At 52.8% G+C, this 16,551-nt stretch carries 11 protein-coding genes; 7 read left to right on the plus strand and 4 right to left on the minus strand.

Features of this window, described 5'->3' with window-relative positions; all coding sequences use genetic code 11:
- Nucleotides 1–245: 245 nt before the first annotated feature.
- Nucleotides 246–1,307, minus strand: coding sequence for an FAD-dependent oxidoreductase (locus ACCI49_RS20550; protein ID WP_371841100.1), 1,062 nt, complete (start codon nt 1,305–1,307; stop codon nt 246–248).
- Nucleotides 1,308–1,912: 605 nt separating this feature from the next.
- Between ACCI49_RS20550 and ACCI49_RS20555 the strand changes: the two genes are divergently transcribed.
- The 7 genes from ACCI49_RS20555 (at nt 1,913) to ACCI49_RS20585 (ending at nt 12,761) form a co-directional block, all read left to right on the plus strand.
- Nucleotides 1,913–5,635: a nitrate reductase subunit alpha gene (locus ACCI49_RS20555; RefSeq protein ID WP_371841102.1), complete on the plus strand. Its 3,723-nt coding sequence runs from the start codon at nt 1,913–1,915 to the stop codon at nt 5,633–5,635.
- 226 nt (nt 5,636–5,861) lie between these two features.
- On the plus strand, nt 5,862–7,385 hold the full coding sequence (gene narH, locus ACCI49_RS20560) for a nitrate reductase subunit beta (protein ID WP_371841103.1): 1,524 nt from the start codon (nt 5,862–5,864) through the stop codon (nt 7,383–7,385).
- Nucleotides 7,385–8,077, plus strand: a complete 693-nt coding sequence (gene narJ, locus ACCI49_RS20565; protein ID WP_371841104.1) for a nitrate reductase molybdenum cofactor assembly chaperone — start codon at nt 7,385–7,387, stop codon at nt 8,075–8,077. Before narH ends, narJ begins: the two co-directional genes overlap by 1 nt.
- Nucleotides 8,078–8,109: 32 nt before the next feature.
- Nucleotides 8,110–8,865, plus strand: coding sequence for a respiratory nitrate reductase subunit gamma (narI, locus tag ACCI49_RS20570; RefSeq protein WP_371841105.1), 756 nt, complete (start codon nt 8,110–8,112; stop codon nt 8,863–8,865).
- Nucleotides 8,866–8,874: 9 nt separating this feature from the next.
- Nucleotides 8,875–9,834 carry a peptidylprolyl isomerase gene (locus ACCI49_RS20575; protein ID WP_371841106.1) on the plus strand — a complete coding sequence of 320 codons (960 nt, stop codon included), beginning with the start codon at nt 8,875–8,877 and terminating at the stop codon, nt 9,832–9,834.
- The gene (locus ACCI49_RS20580) at nt 9,831–10,037 is read left to right on the plus strand and encodes a hypothetical protein (protein WP_371841107.1); all 207 of its coding nucleotides are present in this window, start codon (nt 9,831–9,833) and stop codon (nt 10,035–10,037) included. The genes ACCI49_RS20575 and ACCI49_RS20580 overlap by 4 nt, the downstream gene beginning before the upstream one ends.
- A 24-nt stretch (nt 10,038–10,061) precedes the next feature.
- Nucleotides 10,062–12,761, plus strand: coding sequence for a nitrate/nitrite transporter (locus ACCI49_RS20585; protein WP_371841109.1), 2,700 nt, complete (start codon nt 10,062–10,064; stop codon nt 12,759–12,761).
- 26 nt (nt 12,762–12,787) lie between these two features.
- Here the strand turns inward: ACCI49_RS20585 and ACCI49_RS20590 are convergent, their stop codons facing one another.
- From ACCI49_RS20590 to ubiT, 3 genes are read right to left on the minus strand one after another with little or no spacing between them, the layout of a single operon-like run.
- Nucleotides 12,788–13,678, minus strand: coding sequence for a U32 family peptidase (locus ACCI49_RS20590; RefSeq protein ID WP_371841110.1), 891 nt, complete (start codon nt 13,676–13,678; stop codon nt 12,788–12,790).
- A 10-nt stretch (nt 13,679–13,688) separates the two neighbouring features.
- Nucleotides 13,689–14,684: a ubiquinone anaerobic biosynthesis protein UbiU gene (gene ubiU / locus ACCI49_RS20595; RefSeq protein WP_371841111.1), complete on the minus strand. Its 996-nt coding sequence runs from the start codon at nt 14,682–14,684 to the stop codon at nt 13,689–13,691.
- 11 nt (nt 14,685–14,695) lie between these two features.
- A complete protein-coding gene (ubiT, locus tag ACCI49_RS20600) occupies nt 14,696–15,178 on the minus strand; it encodes a ubiquinone anaerobic biosynthesis accessory factor UbiT (RefSeq protein ID WP_371841112.1) in 483 nt (160 codons plus the stop codon).
- Nucleotides 15,179–16,551: the final 1,373 nt, after the last annotated feature.

Below are 16,551 nucleotides of genomic sequence, written 5' to 3' on the forward strand. Positions count from 1 at the left end.
TCGAACCTAGGTGTAACATGAGCCACCTCACTCGTAACAGGCAAAGCCAGTCACTCATGACCACGTCCGTAGGACGTGGGTTTCTACGTTAAACTAAAAAGGGGGAAGAAAAGAATACACTGCGCTCAGGACCGTTTGAGGCATGGATGCCTATTACGAGCTTACAGGGATGTATTCACAGCGCGTCTCAAGTGCAGTGTATTCTTTTCTTCTGACCCAGTAGTACCTTTCGTAAAAGATCAAACTCAAAACTCCACAGCAAATTGGCCTAGCTTTCTTTTAAGTGCCGGCAAAGAATTGGCAAGTGCCAGGAGCGCCCTGAATTCAAGCCTCGCTTTCAAGGATTTGCCGGAAATCATTTTGCGGCCCCGCTCAGTAATATCCATCACTTTTTTATCTTCCCGATGACGGAATTCTGAATAGCCCGCAAGGCTCCCGTCCACAACCCGCTTGGCCAGCTCAGCGGCATCCGCAATTCCGAGGTTCATGCCACGCCCACCCACGGGTGAATGGCAGTGAGCGGCATCACCGGCGAGACATATCCTACCCTTTGAGTAACTTTCGGCCTGACGGACAGAGATTTTAAAGGTTCCCTCCCTGTAAATCTTACGAACTTTCAGCCCCATAGGGAAAGCCCCTATCGCATTATCACAACTGGCTACCAGCCGGTGGCGGTCTTCGCCAATCGGAACCGCTACCGCTACTATGCCTGATGACGCCTTTACCAACGTGAATTTTTCACGAGGCGGCCAACCCTCAGTATCCACATCCGCGATAGACCACCTATCCTCCAGGTCAAAACCTGGGTAGGCAATTCCTGCCGCCTTCCGCACAGTGCTACGAACCCCATCTGCTCCAATGATCAGATCAAACCTTTCCTCAGTCCCCTCGGAAAACAACGCTACTACTCCGTTCGGCTCCTCCCGAAGGCCCTGAAGCTCAATCTGATATCCTACTTCAACGCCCCACCCCTTCAGTCTATTGGCCATTATGGCCTCTGTGCGATCTTGAGGGAGACCGAGAATAGTTGGGAAATAGATGCGACCCGAATGTAGGGGCAACTCCAGAGCCAGGCGATTTCCGAGATAGATACAGGCGCTACGAACGGCCACCCCCTCCTCAATCAGCTTTTCCGCAACACCGGAATGAGACAGCAGCTCCAGGCTGCGAGAAGTGATACCTACTGCTCTGCTAAGGGTTGATGTGCTATCCCGACGATCAATCACCTTAGCATGCAAGCCCCTCCGAGCTAGTTCAAGCGCAGCGGTAAGGCCGGTAGGTCCGCCACCAACAATCAGTACTTTCACAAACTTCTCCAGCTCCTATATTTTTCACTACGATAGTACATGCACAGTGGGCCATAGCGACCGACCGATCCCCCAAATAAACGGAATAATAAATAGCTTCCTCCCAGCCAAATCTCAGCGACCTCTCCCGCATTGGTGGTATTCCTAGTGAGAAAAAGCAAGTCTACGAATGAGTGCTGACAAGTCCCACCTGCGGTTCAATCGATATTGAAACTCAGCCAAATAACGATTTTAAAAAACTCCCTCTCCCCCCAAAAAAACACAGATGCGCCTACTGAAATTTATTGCATGTAATTAGTATGGAACCCTGCACACTTTTGGTCGGATAACAAACGCCCCAAAACCTCTGTAGTGAAACGATGGCATTTTCACTCTATCGCCATACTTCATTTTGACGACCGCTTAACACCAAAAGCAGACGTCTCAAACAATAGACAAAGAAACCGGTAATAGACCTTCTCAGTATTTTTTTATCTACCTATTAACTCACTGAACATTATTTTGACCAGTTGAAGCTACTGTCAGAAAAAGAAATAACCTTGAAATAGCAAAGGACTGGGCTAGCCTCTATGCACTATGCTTATGCGCTCATGGATGAACTGCATATGAGTCATTTTCTGGACCGCCTAACCTTTTTTCGCCTGCGCACCGAAACCTTTTCTGACGCTTATGGGATTAGCACCGGTGAATCACGCGACTGGGAAGATGCATATCGTAAGCGATGGGCGGCCGACAAGATTGTACGATCCACACACGGGGTCAATTGCACAGGCTCCTGCTCCTGGAAAATCTATGTGAAGGGCGGCATTGTCACCTGGGAGACCCAACAGACTGATTACCCTCGCACACGACCCGACCTGCCTAATCATGAACCACGCGGCTGCCCGCGGGGCGCAAGTTACAGCTGGTACCTCTATTCTGGCACTCGGGTGAAATACCCATTGGTACGAGCGCGGTTGTTGGAGGCTTGGCGCGAAGCGCGCGCCACAAAATCCCCTGTGGCCGCCTGGCGTGCCATCGCTGAGGAGCAGGACACGCGCAAGAGCTGGGTTTCCCGCCGCGGTCGCGGCGGCTTTGTACGAATTGGTTGGGATGAGGTGACAGAGCTTATTGCGGCCGCCAATGCCTACACCATTAAAAAGTACGGACCCGACCGGGTAGCTGGCTTCTCACCCATCCCGGCTATGTCGATGGTTTCCTACGCTGCCGGAAGCCGCTACCTGTCTTTATTGGGTGGCGTATTACTGAGCTTTTACGATTGGTACTGCGACCTGCCCCCGTCTTCGCCCCAGACCTGGGGTGAGCAAACGGACGTTCCCGAGAGTGCCGACTGGTATAACTCCAGCTACCTACTCGTGTGGGGTTCCAATGTCCCGCAAACGCGCTCACCGGATGCACATTTTTACAGCGAAGTGCGGTACAAAGGCACCAAGAGTGTCGTGATATCACCGGACTATAGTGAGGCGTCCAAATTTGCCGACCTCTGGCTGCATCCCAAGCAAGGAACAGATGCCGCCCTGGCCCTGGCGCTCGGCCATGTGGTCCTCACTGAGTACTATGTGAAGCGGCAGGTTCCGTATTTTATCGACTATGCCCGGCAGTTCACCGACATGCCATTTTTGGTAAAGCTGGTAGAGCAAGACGGCCGACTGGTGCCGGATCGCCTGCTGCGTGCGGCAGACTTTGCCGGTGCGCTGGGCGAAGACAATAATCCTGAGTGGAAGCCGGTGGCATTCGACGAGGCCAGTGGCGAAATCGTCTGCCCCAATGGCAGTGCCGGATTTCGCTGGGGCCAACAAGGTAAGTGGAATCTGGAGGAAAGGGAGAGCCAGGGACGCGAGACCAAGCTAGTCCTGAGCCTGAAAGGAATCTCCGACAACCGGGCACCGGTGGCATTTCCCTACTTTGGTACCGAGGCACCCGAAACATTCGTGGCAACCGGGCACGATACTATCCTGACACGCACCATACCGGTTACGACTGTCGAACTGCAGGATGGCCCCTGTCAGGTGGCGTCTACATTTGACCTGTTTCTCGCTAACTACGGCGTTGACTGCGGTTTCGGTGGCAACAATGTGGCGCAGAATTACGATGACAACCTGCCCTTCACTCCTGCCTGGGCTGAATCAGTTTGTGGCGTAAAGCGCGATGCCATCATTCATGTTGCTCGCGAATTTGCCACCAATGCGGAGGTCACCCAAGGCCGCTCCATGGTGATTCTTGGCGCTGGCCTCAATCATTGGTACCACATGGATATGAGCTACCGCAGTATTATTGCACTGCTGATCATGTGTGGCTGTGTAGGGAAATCCGGCGGAGGCTGGGCCCATTACGTGGGACAAGAGAAATTACGTCCGCAAACCGGCTGGCTACCGCTAGCGTTTGCCCTCGACTGGAATCGGCCCCCGCGGCATATGAATGGCACCTCATTTTTCTATTCCCATACCAATCAATGGCGCTACGAATCCCTGAAAGTATCCGACATCCTGTCCCCGCTTGCCCCAAAAGGTGATTGGAACCAGGAAATCATCGACTACAACGTTCGTGCCGAGCGTATGGGCTGGCTGCCATCAGCGCCACAATTGGCCAGTAACCCTTTGGAAGTGGCCAAGCATCTCACTGAAGCTGGGGAGTCCCCAGCTGATGCAATCCCCAAGAAGCTGCAATCCGGCGAGCTTAGCTTTGCATGCGAGGATCCGGACAACCCACAGAACTGGCCGCGCAATATGTTTCTCTGGCGATCTAATGTGCTTGGCGCCAGCGGCAAAGGTCACGAGTATTTTCTCAAGCACTTTATCGGCTCACAGCATGGTGTGGTGGGCGAGGAGAATACGGCCGACGAGGGACGACCCACCGAGGTCAAGTGGCACGACGAGGCTCCCGCCGGCAAATTGGATTTGATAGTCAATATCGATTTCCGCATGTCGACCACCAGCCTGTACAGCGACATAGTACTTCCCACCGCCACTTGGTATGAGAAACACGACCTCAACACGTCCGATATGCACCCGTTTATCCATCCGCTCACTGCGGCGGTGGACCCGGTGTGGGAATGTCGTAGTGACTGGGATATTTTTAAGAGCATCGCCAAAAAATTCTCAGAAGTATGCCCGGAGGTCCTCAACATCGAGCAGGACCTGGTGCTGACGCCAATTCAGCACGATAGCCCCGGAGAAATAGCCCAGCCATACGAGCCACGGGATTGGAAACGCGGTGAATGCGATCCCGTGCCAGGGGTGACCATGCCCAGCATCGCCATCGTAGAGCGCAACTACCCCGCCACTTATGAGCGCTTCACCGCCATTGGTCCTGAGTTGGATAAAAAGGGCAATGGTGGTAAGGGGCTCAACTGGAATACCGATAGTGAAATTGAGAACCTGGCCAAACTCAACGGCACTATTAAAACAGGGGAGTGCGCCGGGCGTCCCAAAATCGAAACCGACATTGAGGCCTGTGAGGCCATCCTGATGTTGGCACCGGAAACAAATGGTGAAGTGGCGGTGAAGGCATGGCAGGCATTGGGCGAAAATACCGGCCGAAACCACATTCACTTGGCAGAAGGCAAGGAAGAAGAGAAAATTCGCTTTCGCGATGTAGTCTCTCAACCCCGGAAAATCATTTCCTCTCCCACGTGGTCCGGTATCGAGAGCGAGCACGTTTCCTACACCTCTAACTGGACCAACGTGCACGAGCTAATTCCCTGGCGCACTATCACTGGCCGGCAACAGTTATACCAGGATCACACTTGGATGCGCGCATTTGGAGAGGGTTTCGTTACCTGGCGCCCACCAATCGATACCCGTTCAGTCAAGCAAGTGCTGAAAAAAATTCCGAATGGCAACACGGAAATTCAGCTCAATATCCTCACACCCCACCAGAAATGGGGCATCCACTCTACCTATACTGAAAACCTGATTATGCTGAGCCTCAACCGTGGTGGCCCGGTAGTGTGGATCAGTGAAGAAGATGCGGAAAAGGCTGGTATCAGAGACAACGACTGGATCGAAGCCTTCAACATCAATGGAGCCCTAACCGCCCGCGCGGTCGTCTCTCAACGCATCATGCCGGGTTCAGCGATCATGTACCACGCCCAGGAAAAAATCGTCAATACCGTGGGCTCGGAAATTACCAATCAGCGCGGTGGCATCCACAATTCAGTCACACGAGTAAACATGAAGCCGACCCATATGATCGGCGGCTATTGCCAACTGGCTTACGGTTTCAATTACTACGGTACAGTTGGCGCCAACCGCGACCAGTTTGTGGTGGTGCGCAAAATGAACGAAATCAACTGGTTTGACAAAGAAGTGCAACCGTCCGGGGCCTAAGCAGAGCCTGCCCGTAGCAGATCCCGCCAATGAATCGGCAGGTTCCAAAATGCAGTGCCACTTTCTCTTATGAATTCGTTAGAGAACCTGGAATCTATGGAAGCCAGTCGATGCATGGAAGAGCAGTTTCACTAGACCCTGGTGCTCTTGTCATAACAACTTTGTGAGTTTTTATGGAATTAGATGGTGATGTAAAAAATCGCCGGCAGACAGAAAGGAAGTGGCGATGAAAATCCGCGCTCAAGTTGGGATGGTCCTAAATCTCGACAAGTGTATTGGCTGCCATACCTGCTCGATTACCTGCAAGAACGTGTGGACCAACCGCGAGGGAGTCGAATACGCATGGTTCAACAATGTGGAATCCAAACCGGGCGTTGGTTACCCCAAGGACTGGGAAAACCAAGAACGCTGGAACGGCGGCTGGATTCGCAAAAAAAACGGCAAGCTGCAGCCCCGCGCAGGTGCCAAGTGGCGTCTACTGGCCAATATTTTTGCCAACCCGGACCTACCGGAAATCGACGATTTCTACGAGCCCTACACCTTTGAATACGATTGGCTGCAGAAGGCCCCGGAACTGCAGGCACAACCATCGGCCAAGCCCCGCTCACTAGTCACTGGTGATGCGCTGACAAAAATCGAGTGGAGCGGCAACTGGGAGGATGACCTCGGCGGCGAGTTCAGCGCGCGTTCAAAAGATTACAATTTCGCCAATGTCGAAAAGGAAATCTACGGCCAGTTTGAAAAGACTTTCCTGATGTACCTGCCAAGGCTATGCGAGCACTGTCTGAATCCCTCTTGCGTGGCTTCCTGCCCCTCCGGCGCGATTTACAAGCGAGAGGAGGACGGCATCGTCCTGATCGACCAGGACAAGTGCCGCGGTTGGCGCATGTGTGTATCAGGCTGTCCCTACAAAAAGATCTATTACAACTGGTCCACCGGCAAATCCGAGAAGTGCATTTTCTGCTATCCCCGTATCGAAGCTGGAATGCCCACCGTGTGTTCGGAAACCTGTGTGGGACGCATACGTTACCTGGGCGTTTTGCTCTACGACGCCGACCGGATCGAAGAAGCCGCCTCTGTAGAGGAAGAAAAGGATCTGTACCCAGCGCAACGGAGTATCTTCCTCAACCCTCTCGACCCAGCAATTCAGGAGCAGGCACGCCGTGATGGTGTACCGCACGCGTGGCTAGATGCAGCAATCAAGTCACCAGTGTACAAGATGGTTATGGACTGGGAAGTGGCTTTCCCATTACACCCGGAATACCGCACCCTCCCCATGGTCTGGTATATACCGCCGCTGTCACCGATTCAGTCCGCCGCCGAGGCCGGTAAGATTGCCGTCAATAACGGCATGCCGGATGTCAGCTCACTGCGTATCCCGGTCCGCTACCTGGCCAACCTTCTCACCGCCGGTGATGAGAAACCGGTGGCCCGTGCGCTGGAGCGGATGCTGGCCATGCGGGCCTATATGCGCGCCAAAACGGTTGATGGAATCATAGATGAGACCATCCCCGAGAGCGTGGGCCTCAGTCGTACCACTATCGAAGAAATGTACCGCTATATGGCGCTGGCAGCCTATGAAGATCGCTATGTAATTCCCACCAACCACCGCGAGGCGGAGGAAAATTCCTATCGTCTGCGCGGCAACGTGGGCTTTGGCTTTACCGAGCCACACAACGGCAGGACCAAACAGGACCTATTCGGTGGGCCCAAGCGCATGCCCGGCAAACGCTATACGGACACTCCCTGATGAAAAGGTTACTGCGCGCCCTGGCATTACTAGTGGATTATCCCAGTAAGTCCCTAAAAGCCCATATCGCCGAAGTACGCGAGGCTGTCGATGGCGAGCCGCTACTCACCCCCACAGACCGAGCAATGCTAGACCCTTTGCTGCGCAGTTTTGAACAGCAATCACTGCTCGAATTGCAAGTGGCCTACAGCGATATATTCGATAATTCCCGCGCTCTATCACTGCATTTTTTCGAGCATATTCACGGAGAAAGCCGCGAACGCGGCCAGGCCATGCTGGACTTGGGCGAAGAATATATAAAGCACGGATGCTTCCTGCAGCGCGATGAATTACCGGACTTTATCCCCCTGTTTTTAGAGTTTGCTTCCTGCCTGCCTGAAGCCGAAGCCAGTGACTGGCTGTCACAGCCCGCCCATGTTTTTGCTGCATTGGCGCAGCGCCTCGATAAATACAAGTCTTCATATGCGGCGATATTCCACCTGTTGATCAGGCTCGCCGGTGAACAGCCGGATGCCCAGGCAGTGCAGGAACTGCTGGCACGGAACCAACAGGCGGCAAAAACTTCGATTGATGAAGAGTGGCGGGAGGAACCGGTTACCTTTACGACGCCCGAACAAAAAGCGCCCGAGAGCGGCCTGATCGCGCGCCTGAAAGCAGCCGGCAAACTGATTCTGACTTCCAACAGTACCTGACAACACCAGCTTAAAGTTTAGAAGGATCACCCATGCACAATGTCATCAACTACTTACTGTTTGGCTGGTTTCCCTATGTGGCCATCACCGTGTTGATATTGGGCAGTATTATTCGGTTTGATAAAGGCCAATACAGTTGGCGCTCTCAGTCATCACAATTCCTGCGTCGCAAACAGATGATGATTGGCTCCAACCTGTTCCACCTGGGCATCCTGATTCTGTTTGTCGGGCACCTTGTTGGCCTGTTAACCCCCATTGGGGTTTTCGACTTTTTTGGAGTCAGTCACAGCTTCAAGCAACTAATGGCACTGATCGTGGGCGGCATTGCCGGAATCCTGGCGTTTATTGGCTGCTCTTTACTTCTGCACCGGCGGCTCTTCTTTCCACGTATCAGACACAGCTCTTCGATTAGCGACATAGCGGTACTTGTATTGCTATGGCTGCAGATTCTTGTCGGGCTGAGCACCACAATCTGGACAATGCAGCATCTGAGTGGCCGGGAAATGGTAAAATTTATGGGCTGGGCGCAAGGCATACTCACTCTTAATCCCGCTGCTTCCAGCCTGATTATCGATGTCGGCTTGGTCTATAAAATACATATTGTGCTCGGGCTGACACTATTCTTGATCACCCCCTTCACACGCCTGGTGCATATCTGGAGCGCGCCCATTGGCTATCTATTCCGCACCGGTTACCAAGTGGTGAGATCCCGCAAGCTGGCCCGAAAGACAACAACGCCGCTCCCCAACGCCACAAGGTCCCCGGCACCCGGTCACGCATCAAAGTGACATCTCACCATGAGCAAAGACAACGCCATACAGTATATCGAGCTCCCCGCCAGCCCTTCTTCGGAAACGCCGCATCAACCGCAGCTGCCCTCTGCCTGTGAAACCGGTGGCTGCGGGGGTGGCCAAGCGCCCAAGTCGATGCCTGCTTTCGCGCCAGTGCGAGTTAACGGAGTGGAAATTGGAGCTGAGGATATCGCACGGGAAATGCAACACCACCCGGCCGAGAGCGGCGAGGCTGCCTGGCATAGTGCAGCACGGGCACTGGCGATCAAGGAGTTACTGCTACAGGAGGCCAATACCCGCTATCTCAACGAATCACAGGAAACCAATACCGTCGATCGCACCGAGACTGTAGAAGATGCAACAGTGCGCGCCCTACTCGAACAAGAACTACCGCCGACCTCCATCACCGAAGCGGAGTGCCAGCGCTATTATGAAGGGCATACCCATCGCTTCCGCACCCCGGATATTTTCGAAGCTGCCCATATCCTGCTTGAACCTGCGGAGGACAGTAACAGCGGCTGGCGGGTGGCAGAGCAGCGGGCCAAAGAGCTCGCCAATAAAGTGGGGGACGATGCCGAGCGCTTTGCCGCCGCGGCCAGGGAATTCTCCGGGTGCCCGACAGCCCAACAGGATGGCTCACTGGGCCAGGTACGCCGTGGCGAGCTGGACCAGGCAGTGCAACAGGCGCTGGAAGCGCTGGAGGAAGGATCTACAGCACGACAGCCGGTTCGCAGTCGTTTCGGTTGGCACCTGGTACGCCTGCAACGGCGCATCTCTGGGCAGATACTGCCATTCAAGCTGGCCAGGGAGAAAATCTTCGACATGCTGGAAGCGCGTGCATGGGTAACATCTGCGTCAAAGTACATCGCCGAGCTTGCCCGCGCTGCCAACATTGAGGGTGTACAACTGGATCCTCTAGATGCATCCGATAAAAAGGCCATGGAAAATGAGAAACCTGCCCTATGAGTGAACAGAAACCGCCGAAGGATACACACTTAAACCCTGACCTGCACGCTGAGCACGATGACACCTATGGCCCGGACCAGGAGGGGCATGACCCGATGGAATCAGTCTCGGTCAAACCTGAGAAAAAACACTTGTGGCCCCTAGTATGGGTAATTGTGACCATAGCCTGCGTGCTGATCACTATATTCTTATTAATTCCTTGAGCCTCAGGATAGGGTAAACCCATCATGGCTTCGCCAACCGCCATCTCCCGATCCGACCAGGTTCGGGCTCTCAGCCTGAGCACTATTGCCTTTACGGCCTGCTTTGCAGTCTGGACGATTTTCTCCATCATCGGAATCCCGATCAAAGAAGAACTGGGACTCAATGATTTCCAGTTTGGCGTCCTAATCGCTACCCCGGTTTTAACGGGCTCCATCACCCGCGTGATCCTTGGTATATGGACAGAGCACTACGGTGGCCGCCTCGTATTCACACTGCAGATGCTACTCACCGCTCTCTCCACTTGGCTGTTAACATTCGCCTCCACCTACTCCATGTACCTGCTGGCGGCACTGGGAATTGGCCTCGCCGGGGGCTCTTTTATCATTGGCGTCACCTATGTAGCGCGCTGGTTTGAACCCGAACGTCAGGGTACTGCACTGGGGATTTTTGGTGCCGGCAACGCGGGCGCAGCAGTTACTAAGTTTGTGGCGCCGTTTGTCCTCGTAGCCTTTGGTTGGCATATGGTGGCTTATATCTGGGCCGCCGCACTGGCACTAATGGCAATCATCTTCTATGTGCTCGCCAAAGATGACCCACAATGGGTGGCACAGAAAGAATCTGGCAGGCCAGCACTCTCCTTTTCAAAGCAGTTCGAACCCCTGGACGATATTCGTGTGTGGCGGTTTTCGCTTTACTATTTCTTTGTATTCGGGGGCTTTGTCGCCCTGGCGCTGTGGACGCCTAACTACCTGATCGAAGTCTACGACGTGGATGTCCGCACCGCCGGTATGGCTGCTGCAGCCTTCTCTCTATCGGCATCACTATTTCGTGCCTATGGAGGGCACCTTTCCGACCGCCACGGTGCGCGGCGGGTTATGTACTGGACGTTTGGCTTTTCGCTGGTACTGCTTCTCATGTTGTCTTACCCACCAACCCAGTACATTATCAATACCAAGGACGGCCCTCTCACCTTCAGTACCCAGATGGATCTGTGGCCGTTTGTGTTGGTATTGTTCGTGCTAGGTTTCTTTATGAGCCTGGGCAAAGCGGCGATTTACAAACATATCCCCGTATATTACCCCCAGCATATCGGTTCCATCGGTGGATTGGTGGGAATGATCGGAGGCCTGGGGGGCTTCGTGTTGCCGATCATTTTTGGTATCGCATTGGATTTGACTGGCATTTACACCAGCTGCTTTGCAATTCTCTTTGCCTTGGTGGCATTCGCACTCGTATGGATGCACTTGGCAATCCGGGCAGAGGAACAACGTCCGAAGGAAGCTGAGGCATTAGCAGAAGAGCTGCACCCGACAGAAAAAGAAGCCTCAAAAGCGCGACTGCTCGAAGATTGGCACCCAGAGGACAAAGAATTTTGGGAAACCCGCGGCCGTGCGATTGCTCGGCAAAACCTATGGATCTCTATCCCGGCGCTGTTGCTGGCATTTGCGGTGTGGATGGTCTGGTCAGTGGTGGTGGCGCGCCTGCCCGCCATCGGCTTCGACTTCAATTCTGACCAGCTATTTTGGTTGGCGGCCCTACCCGGCTTATCCGGGGCCACGCTGAGAATATTTTATAGCTTTATGGTACCCATCTTTGGTGGGCGCCTATGGACTACCCTCTCAACGGCATCGCTGCTGGTGCCGGCAATTGGCATGGGCTATGCAGTACAGGACCCATCGACACCTTTCCTGATATTTCTGGTACTGGCCCTGCTATGTGGTCTCGGCGGAGGTAACTTCGCGTCCTCAATGGCCAATATTGCCTTCTTTTTCCCGGTAAAGGAAAAGGGCAATGCACTGGCGCTAAACGCCGGGCTCGGCAATCTGGGCGTATCGGTGATGCAGTTCCTGGTGCCGCTGATTATCACCGTCGGCATTTTTGGGGCAGTGGGTGGCGAGCCGCAACAGGCTAACGATGGCACCAAGCTATGGATGCAGAACGCAGGCTTTTTCTGGGTTCCTCTGATTATCGCCTCAACAGCGGCTGCTTGGTTTGGTATGCATGATATAGCTGGTGCAAAATCCAGCTTCACTGAACAATCTATCATCTTCAAGCGCAAGCACAATTGGTTAATGTGCATTCTGTACACGGGCACATTTGGCAGCTTTATTGGATACTCTGCCGGTTTCCCATTGCTGGCACGACTGCAATTCCCCGAGGTCAACACTCTGCAAATGGTATTTCTGGGCCCATTAGTGGGTGCCTTGAGCCGCGCTGGCAGTGGCTGGGTAGCGGACAAATATGGCGGCGCCAGAGTGACCTTCTGGACCTTTGTCGGGATGATCGTTGCGGTCGGTGGCGTTATCTTTTTTATTGCCAATAATGAAATGACCGGGGCTTTCTGGGGGTTCTTCGCTTGCTTTATGGCACTATTCTTCCTCACTGGAGTAGGCAACGCCTCTACATTTCAGATGATTCCGGTGATAATGGGCAAAGAGGTTCCACGCCTGCTTCCCAGTCTGGACAAAGAAGAACGGCAACGCCAGGTTGATCGCGAGAGCGCGGCCATTATTGCCTTTACCAGTGCAATCGCTGCATATGGGGCGTTTTTTATTCCCAAGGCATATGGCTCTTCGATTGAAATGACCGGAGGCCCGCTGGCTGCATTGTGGGCATTCCTCATATTTTACGCGGTCTGCGTGATCATTACCTGGCACTTTTATTCTGCCCGCCACGGCCTGCTTTACGATGTAGAACGCAGTAGGGCAGAAAGTGGGCGCTGATAAGTCTTGTACTCGGCGCCCTTACTTCAGGCCGGCGCGCCAGTGCCACTGCGGGCGATCAGTTCAAGACCGGGGCGATCACACCAGTACCCATCGACACCAGGCGGCAACAGCTGCGGATTCAGATCATGGTGGCGGGCCCGGTCGAAAGCATCAACAATCTCCGTCATCTGTTGCCACTGCGGCGACAATCGCAGGATATCAACGCCAACCTCAGCCAGTTGAGGGTAATGGCGTAGCAAGTTGACAGTCTCTCCAGACATTGTCTGGATACCATTGATCACAAACAATTGTTCTCCCTCTTGGGATTTCAATGGCAAGCCTTGTGGATATTCCATACAACGGTATGCACAGTTGTCTTTATCAAGCCCTAGGTGGCGGGCAGTAAAGCAGCGAGCCGAATAAGCCAATGGCATATGACCGTAGGCAAACAGTTCTATTTCGGGTTTTTTATCACAAGCATTGAGCACATCTTCCAGTTGCCGCCCACTCATTTCCACCGGCACCACCCAGCGGACCATACCCATTGACATCAGATGCGCCAGTGCATGCTGGTTGTAAATATTCACTGCCGGACCGCAGATAAACGGCAGGCTAGCGTCCGACAATATATGTACCGCGGACATATCATTGGCTTCGACTAAAAGTTTGCCGTTATCGCAGACTTTCCGCACCCAGTTGAGATCGGCCTTGGATTCCAGCAATGTAAGCGTCGATAGGACTATCTGCTTGTCAGAAACCTCCGCCAGCGTCTGCGCCAGCTCCAGCCACTCCGGCGCTCGTAACTCGTGTCTCTTGCCACACACCACTTCGCCCAAATAAATGATATCCAGCGGTGTCGATAACATTGCTTCATAAAATTGATTGATATCGGTGCGTTGCCAATAGTATTGCGCCGGTCCCAGAGCGAGCCGCATTTTGTATCCTCTATTGCCAGGGGCGATCATAAGCGCCTAGTGTTGTTTGCTTACCTTCAGAATTTTTTGCCAGTGTCTCCCGCCAGCGGCCCTTTACCGAGAAATCCTCTCCACGCTTCAGCACCTCATCGATCGCCTCGCGCCAGGTACGCACGACTTGAGCCACATAGGCGGGGCTACGCTGTCTGCCCTCTAGTTTTATCGCCTGGATACCCGCCGCTTTAAGCTCAGGAAGCAACGCCATACTGTTCAAACTTGTGGGCTCTTCAAGCGCGTGCTGCCGTTTGCCATCCACCATAAAACGGCCCTTACACAGAGTGGGATAGCCGGCATTTTCATGGGCATCGAAGCGGTCTATCAGCACATCGTTCAAGCGCGTCTCCAACCCACTGGCCGTATTGCGCCATTCCACTGCCCTGGCCGGGGAGCAAACGCCGTTTTGATTGGGTGACTCTCCAGTTACATAGGAGCTCAGGTGGCAGCGCCCCTCAGCCATGATGCACAGGCTCCCGAAACCAAAAACTTCCAGCTCCACCCGGCTAGCAGATGTCAGTTGCTGAACCTGCTTTAACGACAGCACCCGCGGCAAGACCGCACGGCGGATGCGAAATTGTTGTCGATAGAATTCCAGCGCCGGCGCACTGGTGGCAGATGCCTGCACCGACAGGTGCAGCGCCAGATCGGGATGCTTTTCCGCCGCATAACCCATCAAGCCGATATCTGCCAGGATCACCGCATCGGCATTGAGGCCCGCCGCGCGGTCCACTGCCGCTTGCCAGCGCGAGAAGCTGACAGGCTTTGCGTAGGTATTGATGGCAACAAATAATTTTTTGCCGCGGCTGCGTATACGGTCCAAAGCACGTAGCGCATTTTTATCATTGAAATTGAGGCCGCCAAAATTTCGCGCATTGGTTTCATCGCTAAAGCCGATATAAGCCGCATCTGCACCATTATCGACTGCGGCCTCAAGTGCCGGAAGACTTCCGGCTGGGCATACAAGTTCCATAGTTACTCCCTTTAATGGGCAACCACCGCCAGCTCGGCGGCAATAACTTCCAGCCAGCGCTGGCTCCATTGCGGTATGCGACTCCGATCGAGTGCATCAAGGCGGTTCTTTACTGTCAAGCCGATTTCTGTTTGACCGCCGAGACATAACCTGCGCTGGAAAAATAGCGTGTCCGGATCTTCCCGCCCGGAGGCAATGGCAAGAAAGTCAGCGATATTGGCCGAAATAGTTGAATCGGCCGGCCTCCCCCCTGGCGCACGCACAAAATATTGGTTGTGTTTGCTAACCCGGAGGCGGATCCCCAAATCTGTAACGGTGACTTCAAGCACTTGGTTATCGAGAAAGTCGAACAGTCCCTCCTGCAACTCTTCTGACAACCGTGTATTTAGCATTTTGATAAACGCGACTTCGCCCGGCCAGCTGGGCAACATTGGCAATAATTTGCAGCCGAATCGGTAACCCATGCGCGAAATTGACCTTCTAACAGCCAACATTTCTCCTCCAGGTCCGGTTAATGATTGTAAGTTTCGCCCCAGCCCCGTCATACATTGTGGCGTGAGTTAGAGCGCACTATATGATTTGGTAAAAGTACTGCTCCTGTGCACCGAGTGCCTCCTAGCAGCAATAGATAATCGGCAGACTACTGTGAATGTCACCAGTCTTTTGCCCGTTTCCTCTTTCTTTATTTCTTAAGTCAATTCATTCGATCCAGGAAATACATAAATATCGAGCTCCCTGAGCCCAGTAATGTGGTCAATGCCTTTGGCTGGAATATAAAAGGGCACCCCAAGGAGGATCACCTGCCCAAAGTAGGTAGGCAGGCAACATCTACCCTCAAATAGGTACAAATGTGATATACAAGCGAGAGCACGGTACAACCCAAGTCAAGCGATGACGCGGGGCTTTAGAAAAACCTTCTGGAACAGGACAATTTTCATACGACGATTGTGGCAATCGCGATCTTTGTTGGTACCACCATATAACCGATCTAAGCACAGGCATGATAGCAAGCCCGAAACCCTAACTGCTGCTTTAACAGTTCCGCTCCGAATCAACCACAGCATCGATACAATGGTATTTCTCATTATCCTGTAAGTACTCAGTGTGCTTGTCATCTAATATCAATTTTGACCTCCCTTTGAAAGGGTATTCATTGGCTTTAATGATTAGCAAATTTCTGCTGTAACTCCTCAGTACTGGCACTATGTGCACAATGACATGTGATATTCGATATCGATGATTTTTTGCGAACACTTGGCAAATTTTCCTAAATTTTAATACCTTTGCACTATACGTATCGATCATATGAATACACTTCTCTTGCGACACACTTTGAATATGCTCGTAATCAGTAACCATACCTTATACAGCCACTGGGAAACATATTTTTCCCCTCAGCCTTCTTAGGTAAACCTAACTATCAGATTAATCGCACCCAACAACGGCAATAAAGCTTACCTGGTCAGAATCCCCTTATAAAGCAACACCCAACTATGAAAACACCACAACCACTATCCAATCACCAACTGTATCGCACCACTTGAAACATTAAGAATTTTGTAAATTATCAACCACCCACAGAGAATTCAGAATTCGCCACTCTCCAGGAAAACCTACGAAACTCGTCTTTTTATGCAACAAAAGAACTGTTAACCCAACTCTATATTTTTATGTGACACGCCGCCTTCCAACATCACGATAATATTTTTTACTTTACGAATTTAATTGCACGGCAGTAAAAATCCGCATTCTTAGAATGCGGAATTGCCCTCGGCCCCCTAAAAGGGGGCTATTGAGCCAGTCTTCTTAGAAGACTGACCGAGAGTTATCCCGCTTTACACTATCAGCGCAAATCCAACCGGGATTG

Origin of the sequence: Microbulbifer epialgicus, from assembly GCF_041447265.1 — a bacterium.
In the GTDB taxonomy this organism is placed as follows: Bacteria; Pseudomonadota; Gammaproteobacteria; order Pseudomonadales; family Cellvibrionaceae; genus Microbulbifer; species Microbulbifer epialgicus.

Bases quoted from the DNA above. Each gene is read 5' to 3' on its own strand.
- ACCI49_RS20555 (WP_371841102.1), top strand. From the start codon at position 1,913: ATGAGTCATTTTCTGGACCGCCTAACCTTTTTTCGCCTGCGCACCGAA.
- narH (WP_371841103.1), top strand. From the start codon at position 5,862: ATGAAAATCCGCGCTCAAGTTGGGATGGTCCTAAATCTCGACAAGTGT.
- narJ (WP_371841104.1), top strand. From the start codon at position 7,385: ATGAAAAGGTTACTGCGCGCCCTGGCATTACTAGTGGATTATCCCAGT.
- narI (WP_371841105.1), top strand. From the start codon at position 8,110: ATGCACAATGTCATCAACTACTTACTGTTTGGCTGGTTTCCCTATGTG.
- ACCI49_RS20575 (WP_371841106.1), top strand. From the start codon at position 8,875: ATGAGCAAAGACAACGCCATACAGTATATCGAGCTCCCCGCCAGCCCT.
- ACCI49_RS20580 (WP_371841107.1), top strand. From the start codon at position 9,831: ATGAGTGAACAGAAACCGCCGAAGGATACACACTTAAACCCTGACCTG.
- ACCI49_RS20585 (WP_371841109.1), top strand. From the start codon at position 10,062: ATGGCTTCGCCAACCGCCATCTCCCGATCCGACCAGGTTCGGGCTCTC.
- ACCI49_RS20590 (WP_371841110.1), bottom strand. From the start codon at position 13,678: ATGCGGCTCGCTCTGGGACCGGCGCAATACTATTGGCAACGCACCGAT.
- ubiU (WP_371841111.1), bottom strand. From the start codon at position 14,684: ATGGAACTTGTATGCCCAGCCGGAAGTCTTCCGGCACTTGAGGCCGCA.
- ubiT (WP_371841112.1), bottom strand. From the start codon at position 15,178: ATGTTGGCTGTTAGAAGGTCAATTTCGCGCATGGGTTACCGATTCGGC.